Below are 6000 nucleotides of genomic sequence, written 5' to 3' on the forward strand. Positions count from 1 at the left end.
CGCCCGGCGGCTCTGTTCGGACTCAACATCCGAACTGCGGTCACCGGGCGGCGGCTTCAGCTGCTCTCGGGTGTTCCTTGGACGGGCTGCCACGCGGTGAGCTCGCGATCGATGGCGTCGCTGCGCTCAGCGCGGATCCCGGCGAGGTACGCGCGGTCTGCTCCGCGGCTGGTGTCGATGCTGCCGGCAGCGTAGTCGCGGCGGCCCTGAGCGTAGGCGGTGCTCGTACTTCCGGCGTCCATCCATCCACTGTCGCACCGGATGCCCGGATCGTCACCGGTTCAGGCGGTGCTCGGCCTCGTCGGCGGCCTGTCCGAACATGGCGGCGTAAGCACGGGCCTCGTCCGGCCAGAGATCGACCTCGAAGAGGTGACCCTCTTGAGTCTCCAGCTGCGCACGCACCTTCCCCTCTGCCGTCGCGGCCAGGTTCAGTCGCACGAGTCCTGTTACCGGCTTGCCGGTGTTGTAACTCATCGCTGCTACCCCTTCGTCTGGCTCTGATCGTTCGGGTCGCTGGTCTGGGTGTCGTGGCTGCGGATCTGCGCCTGGAGTGCGGCGACTTGGGCCTCGTGGGCGGCGGTCAGCTGGGCCTGGATGCCGGCCGCGCGTTCGCGGTCTTCCTGGTGCTCGGCTCGCAGCCGGGCCAGTTCGGACTCGTAGCGCTGCTCGTCGCGTTCGCGGCGCTGGCGGGTCTCGTCCAGCTCGGCCTGCAGGCGCTGGGCCTGCTCGCCGGCGGTCTTCGCGGCGGCGGCTTCACGCACCGCTGCGTCGTGCTCGTTGGTCGCGGCTTCGCGGGCCTGAACGGCCTCGTTCCGGGTGGCTTGGAGTTCGGCCTGGAGCCGTTCCTGTTCGGCCTGGTAGCGCTGCTCGTCGCGGTCGCGACGCTGGCGGGTGTCCTGCAGCTCGGCCTGGATCCGCTCGGCCTCGGCCCGGGCAGCGGTCGCGGCCGCGGCTTCGCGGACCGCGGTATCGTGGTCGCGGGCGGCGGCGTCGCGGGCCTGCTCGGCCTGCGTGCGGGCGGCGGCGATTTCTTCGCTGCTTTCGGCCTGGATCCGGGCTATCCACTCGGTCGCTTCGCGCTGGCCTTCGGCGATCTTCTCGCGCGCGTCCTGCTCGCCCTGCTTGACCCGCTCCTCAGCCGCACGCTGGGCGTCCTTGATCTGCCGGGCGGCATCGTCACGGCTGGCCTGGGCCGCGTCCTGGGCGGCCTTGACCTGTGCGGCCGTCTCCCGCTGGTTCTCCTCGATGCTGGCAGCGGCCTGGGCCCGGATCTGCTCGGCCTCCTCCAGCGCGACGCGGATCCGCTCGGCGGTGCCGGCCTCGAGCTCCTCCAGGGCGCTGACGGCCTCGTCGCGGATCTCGATCGCGGACGCGGCGCTCTCGCGCGCTTCCCGTTCGGCGCGCTCGGCCCGCTCGGCCCGGGTTTTGAAGGTGCTGATCTCGGCGGCGGCCTGGGTCCGGGCGTCGGCGATCTCAGCGGAGGCGGCCTCGGGGTCATCCAGGATCGGGGCGACCTGCTCGGCCCTGGTCATCAGCCGCCCAAGCACCTCCAGCTGGGTCCCGATCGTGGTGACGCTGTCCTTCCACAGTGACCCGAGCACCGGCACCGCCGCGGCGCCGTCGGACACCGGGCGCCCTTCATCCAGGACCAGCTCGTCCTCGGCCTCACTCATCCCGGCCCGGCGGCGCTTCTCCTTGCCCCACTTCTCCCGCAGGCGGAACGCCTTCAGCGGCGTGTGCTGCGGATCGTCGCAGTAAGCCGCCGGGCGCCCCGTGCTGGACCCCTTGCCCTTCCCGACGGGTTTCGCCGGCTTGGGCGGCACCTCCCGCCCGCACACCCGGTCCTCGTCCTGGCCACCGTCCAGCAGTCCCACCGGGAACGAACACACCCCGGCCGGCACCCCCGTCGGCTCAGGCGCCGGTCCGGCCCCGCTGCCCGGGACCCCCGCATCGGGCAGAGCTTCACCGTCCGGCCGCCCACTCACGCTCTGTTCGCTCATGGGTACATCCTACCGGAAAAAATTTCATTTCATATTATTATTTCATTTCGTTTCGTTGTTAAAATGAAATGAAATAAATAGTGAGACCGAGAGGCGGAATCGGCCGAATGGAGGGATGCGGACATGGGTGAGACTGCTCATCTCGATGGGCAGCGACCACTCCGTTCTGCTCGCCGGGGCGTCAGTGCTGATGGCTGCTGTGCTCGCTCAGGTGTCAGTAGCTGCTCGCTGATGTGACAGTGGTTTGCTCATTCGTGTCAGTAACCAGTTCCGTGGCTTAGCGCGGTCTCCAGCGTCAGATGGACGCACTCACGGCAGCCGGGTGCTGGCGGATCTTCGCCGAGAAGCGGTCCGGGCGTGACACCGCCCGCCCGCAGCTGACCGCGTGTCTGGACTTCATGGCCACGGCGACACTCTCGTCGTCCCGTGAGCGGTCACGTGCTGGGGAGCGGCTGGCGTTATAGCGGGAAAACGTGGGGCCCTTGGTGCTTCGGGGGCGATGGTCCGAGGTTGAGCGTGCTGGTTGGTCGGCGGCACTTGCGGTGACAAACGCACTCCGGACTCGACTAGGGCTCTGCGCGCATTCTGCCCAGTGGCTCCAAACGTTTGCCCGGAGACCATCGGCGTTGCTCAAAGGGGGGAAGCCGTTCGAGCATGGCAGGGCCTCTCGTCGTAGATGGGGCTAGGTGCCGGTGAGCGAGAGCTCCTGATGAGCCGCGGGGGGAGGAACGGGGATGGGCAGCCGCAACTGCAGGCTGCCGGTGTTGGTGTGTTCGGGGTGCTGGTCTTGCTGTATATGCCTGCCGCGTAGGGAGTTATGGCTGCGTTGGAGGGCTGGTAGCCCCCATTGAATGCGGTGGGCGTCCCAGTCCTGGACCAGGGCGTGCTGTTCGTGGGTAGGTCTGGACCGCCACAGTTGGGCGCGCTGGGTCGAACGAGCTGCGAGCTCTGTTGGGGTCATGCTGGTCAGCCACTGCTGATGGCGAGTGCGCTCGTCCGGAGCGCCGGCCTGACGGCGTTGCTGGGCCCAGGTCGTTTTGAGTGTGGCCTGGGTTTGGGGGGCCTGTTGTGCGAAGTGGTCTGCTCTGGCGATGCGGCGGGCTTGGCGTTCTTCCGCGGAAAGGTCTTCCCACCAGCATTTCTGCCGGGCGATGCGGGCTCTCTGGCTGCGGGCTATGGCTGTGGCGCGCAGGGCCTGCCAGCGGGCGGCGCGCTGGTCTCGGTCGAAGTTCAATCGAAACTGGGCCCTTTCGGCCGCAACTTCGGCTTGCACACGTTCGTCGAGGTACTGACCGATTTTCTCGGCGGCCGAGTCCCCGGTGAGCGGGGCACCAGCTCGCCAGTGGCCGTGGTCGTCGATCTCGGCCCACCCGTACCGAGCCAGCGTGTGCAGGTGGCCGGTGACGGTACGGCGCTGGGCTGGAGACAGGACCTCCGCATCAGGGGGGCAGAGGCCAGCCCTGCGAGCGAGTGATAACAGGCCACTGCCCTCGGGAGCGGTTTGGGGGGGGAGCTCGGCTAGGAGGGTCGAGCAGGGGAGCCCGAGGAGGCGCCGGGCGGGGAGGGGGGGTGTAACCCTAGATGGGGGAATTACCGACAGAGTTCCCGTTCGGTCCCCCGGTTGGGATGGAACTTGGTCGGGCAGGCGCAGGGTGTTAGCTGTGTCCGTGGTGCCGGGCACGTAAGTGGGGAGCACCTGCAGACCGATGGACTCCTGCAGCCTGGCCAGGGATGAGCGGATGGTCTTGCGGTCGTAGATGGCGCAGTCCTGCAGCAGGTCGCGCTGGGGGATGGCGGCCTCGGTGCTGCCGATCCTTGCCAGGCGGACCAGCACAGTGGTGGCCAGCTCTCGGTCGATGTGGCGGGTGCGGGCCGGCCACGAACGCCATGTCGCCTCCACGAGGGCGAACGTCGTGGCGACTTGGGGCGGCACGACCACCGAGCACAGGTCCGGGTTCGGCGAGGTCGTGTCCGGGGTGCTGGTCTGCTCGACTGCGGAAAGCAGGTCGAACAGGTCAGTGACATCCTCCGTACCGTCTTTGGCGACGTTCCCTACGAGGTTTTCGGTGATGTGCTGGAGGCCTTGCTGGCGGGCGCGGCGGCGGGAGGTGAGCCAGGCGTCGGCGTCTCGAACGGCTGCATTCCACAGCCACCACCACCAGAGCCTGCCTTTAAGACGGCTTTTGGTGAAGGCGGTGGGGTGCGCGTGGGTGATCGCGGTCCAGGCCTCATCCTCGGTGTATCCGCAGATCACGAGCTGCCGGGTGGCGTCGATCTCGATCTGAGAGCGGGTGTGGGGGTCACGGTCAACCGGGCCGGCCGTGGCCCGTCCTTCACGGAAGTAGACATGCCAGGCCAGCGGCAGCTCTCGACGCCGGCGCGCCAGCGGGCTTAAGGGCGCCGCCGGGCCGCTACCGGCAACACTCGCGGACCGTGCCCGCGTCCCTGTCGCTGTCTTCGGGGAGCCGGGACCGCGACGGCGGCCGGCTGTGCGCGGCTGGTCAGGCAGCAGAGACAGCAGATCGGCGTAGAGCGCGGCTGGCTCGCCCTGGATGGGAGTAACCAGGCCGGTGCGACGGTGCGGCGCCGACAGAGGGCGCAGGTGGTCACGGACACCGAGCTGGACCGGTTTGAGGCCCAGCTCGCGTTTGATGTCACTGACCAGCTGGTACAGGTCACGAGCCCTGACCCCATGCACGATGTAAACGTGCCAGCGACCAGGCCCACCACCCGAGGGCCGGGCCAGGTGCCATAGGCGCCGTGAAGCAGCCCAGTCAGTGATCATCTCGCGTGCAAGGTCGCCGAGAGATGCTGGCGCGTCGATGTCTACGCCGGTGACCTCAGGGCGCAGCTGACCCACAATCGAGGTGGCCTTACCACGACCGATCAGGGACAGCGCGGATTCGAGGGATCCAGGGTGCGCTCCCTTCACACGCTCGTTGTCAGGGTCGATGACTAACCAGCGGTTCGGGGCAAAGAGATGCCGGTCCAGGTCGACCGTGCCCGCGGGTGCGGGGGGCGCGACCTGCTGGTGTTGGCCCACAGTAGGGCTCGGGTTGGTTCGCTTTAAGAGCTCCGACGGTGCACTGAACCGCTCGTGAAGGCCGTAATCAAGAGGGTGTCTGGCTGTTGTGTCGTCCATGGTGCGCTCGCACGCAGGTTCCCGAAGGGCGCACTTGTCCCACCCCTGCGGTTTCCAGCGGGGGTCCCTGCCCTAGATGGGCATGCGACATAGGCCACTTCACAAGGAGCTGTGAGGTAGCGGGCGTCGCTCTGACTAGGAGTTTTGGGTGTGCGGAGCCATCAAGGCATGGGCCATCGCCGCGACACGCCAGATTGGCGCGCGCTCAATGGAGACCCCTGCCCGGGGTCCGAGGTACGATTCCTCCAGTAGTTGTCGCAGAAGGCCTCACCCAAACGCTTTGGCCGGCAGAGGGTGGGGTCTTCTTCTTTTCTCAGGCGCCGGTTGGCGTCCGAGTGGTGCGGCTGCTGGGGCGAGCTAGATGGCTAGCCAGCCAGCAGGCGTAGCTGCTCACCACCAGAGTCCTCTTCGGTCGGAGCGGACCACCAAACAGGCTGGCCATCGTCTCCGACGGAGGGGGCTGTGAGTGCGTGCTCAAGGATGGCGTCGACGATTGCATCGCGGCTGACGCCCAGGCGCGTGGCCCAAGCAGCAAGTTCGTCTTTGCGCAGAGGCTTAACGCGCGCGTTGAGCTGCACGTGATCCTTCGCGCACTTGCGATGCTTCCTGCCTGCGACTGCTGCCATGGGGATGATCCAACCGTGTTGGTGCTAGCAAATCGCGGATTTGCTGGGCGTGTCGCAACCCTTTTGCTAGCACTCGCCGAATAGAGAGGCGGCTGTGGCAGGAGTTCAGGCAGGTCTTTGAGGCTGGTCGGCAAGTCCCGGCTGGCTGTTGGCTGCACTGCGCTCCCGTCCTCCCGTTCACGGATGGCCGATATCAACTGTAGTTGATGAGTATGCATGAGAACAGGCGCGA

Annotated in this window: 5 protein-coding genes; 1 reads left to right on the plus strand and 4 read right to left on the minus strand. The window is 67.5% G+C overall.

Annotated elements, in window-relative coordinates:
- Window positions 1-56: 56 nt before the first annotated feature.
- The 3 genes from LWF15_RS33535 to LWF15_RS33545 are packed head-to-tail and all read right to left on the minus strand — an operon-like array spanning window position 57 to window position 2000.
- Window positions 57-242: a hypothetical protein gene (locus LWF15_RS33535; RefSeq protein ID WP_232815023.1), complete on the minus strand. Its 186-nt coding sequence runs from the start codon at window positions 240-242 to the stop codon at window positions 57-59.
- Between the two features lie 31 nt (window positions 243-273).
- Entirely contained in the window at window positions 274-474 is a 201-nt protein-coding gene (locus LWF15_RS33540) for a hypothetical protein (RefSeq protein ID WP_232815024.1), read from the minus strand.
- 5 nt (window positions 475-479) lie between these two features.
- Window positions 480-2000: a coiled-coil domain-containing protein gene (locus LWF15_RS33545; protein ID WP_232815025.1), complete on the minus strand. Its 1521-nt coding sequence runs from the start codon at window positions 1998-2000 to the stop codon at window positions 480-482.
- 299 nt (window positions 2001-2299) lie between these two features.
- Here LWF15_RS33545 and LWF15_RS38320 point away from each other — a divergent pair, with 299 nt between their 5' ends.
- Window positions 2300-2464 (plus strand): recombinase family protein, encoded by a 165-nt coding sequence (locus LWF15_RS38320; RefSeq protein WP_408624554.1) that lies wholly within the window; start codon window positions 2300-2302, stop codon window positions 2462-2464.
- A gap of 218 nt (window positions 2465-2682) precedes the next feature.
- On the opposite strand, the gene LWF15_RS33550 is transcribed toward LWF15_RS38320, so the two are convergent.
- Window positions 2683-5142, minus strand: coding sequence for a hypothetical protein (locus tag LWF15_RS33550; RefSeq protein ID WP_232815026.1), 2460 nt, complete (start codon window positions 5140-5142; stop codon window positions 2683-2685).
- Window positions 5143-6000: the final 858 nt, after the last annotated feature.

Origin of the sequence: Kineosporia rhizophila, from assembly GCF_021277265.1 — a bacterium.
GTDB lineage: Bacteria > Actinomycetota > Actinomycetes > Actinomycetales > Kineosporiaceae > Kineosporia > Kineosporia rhizophila.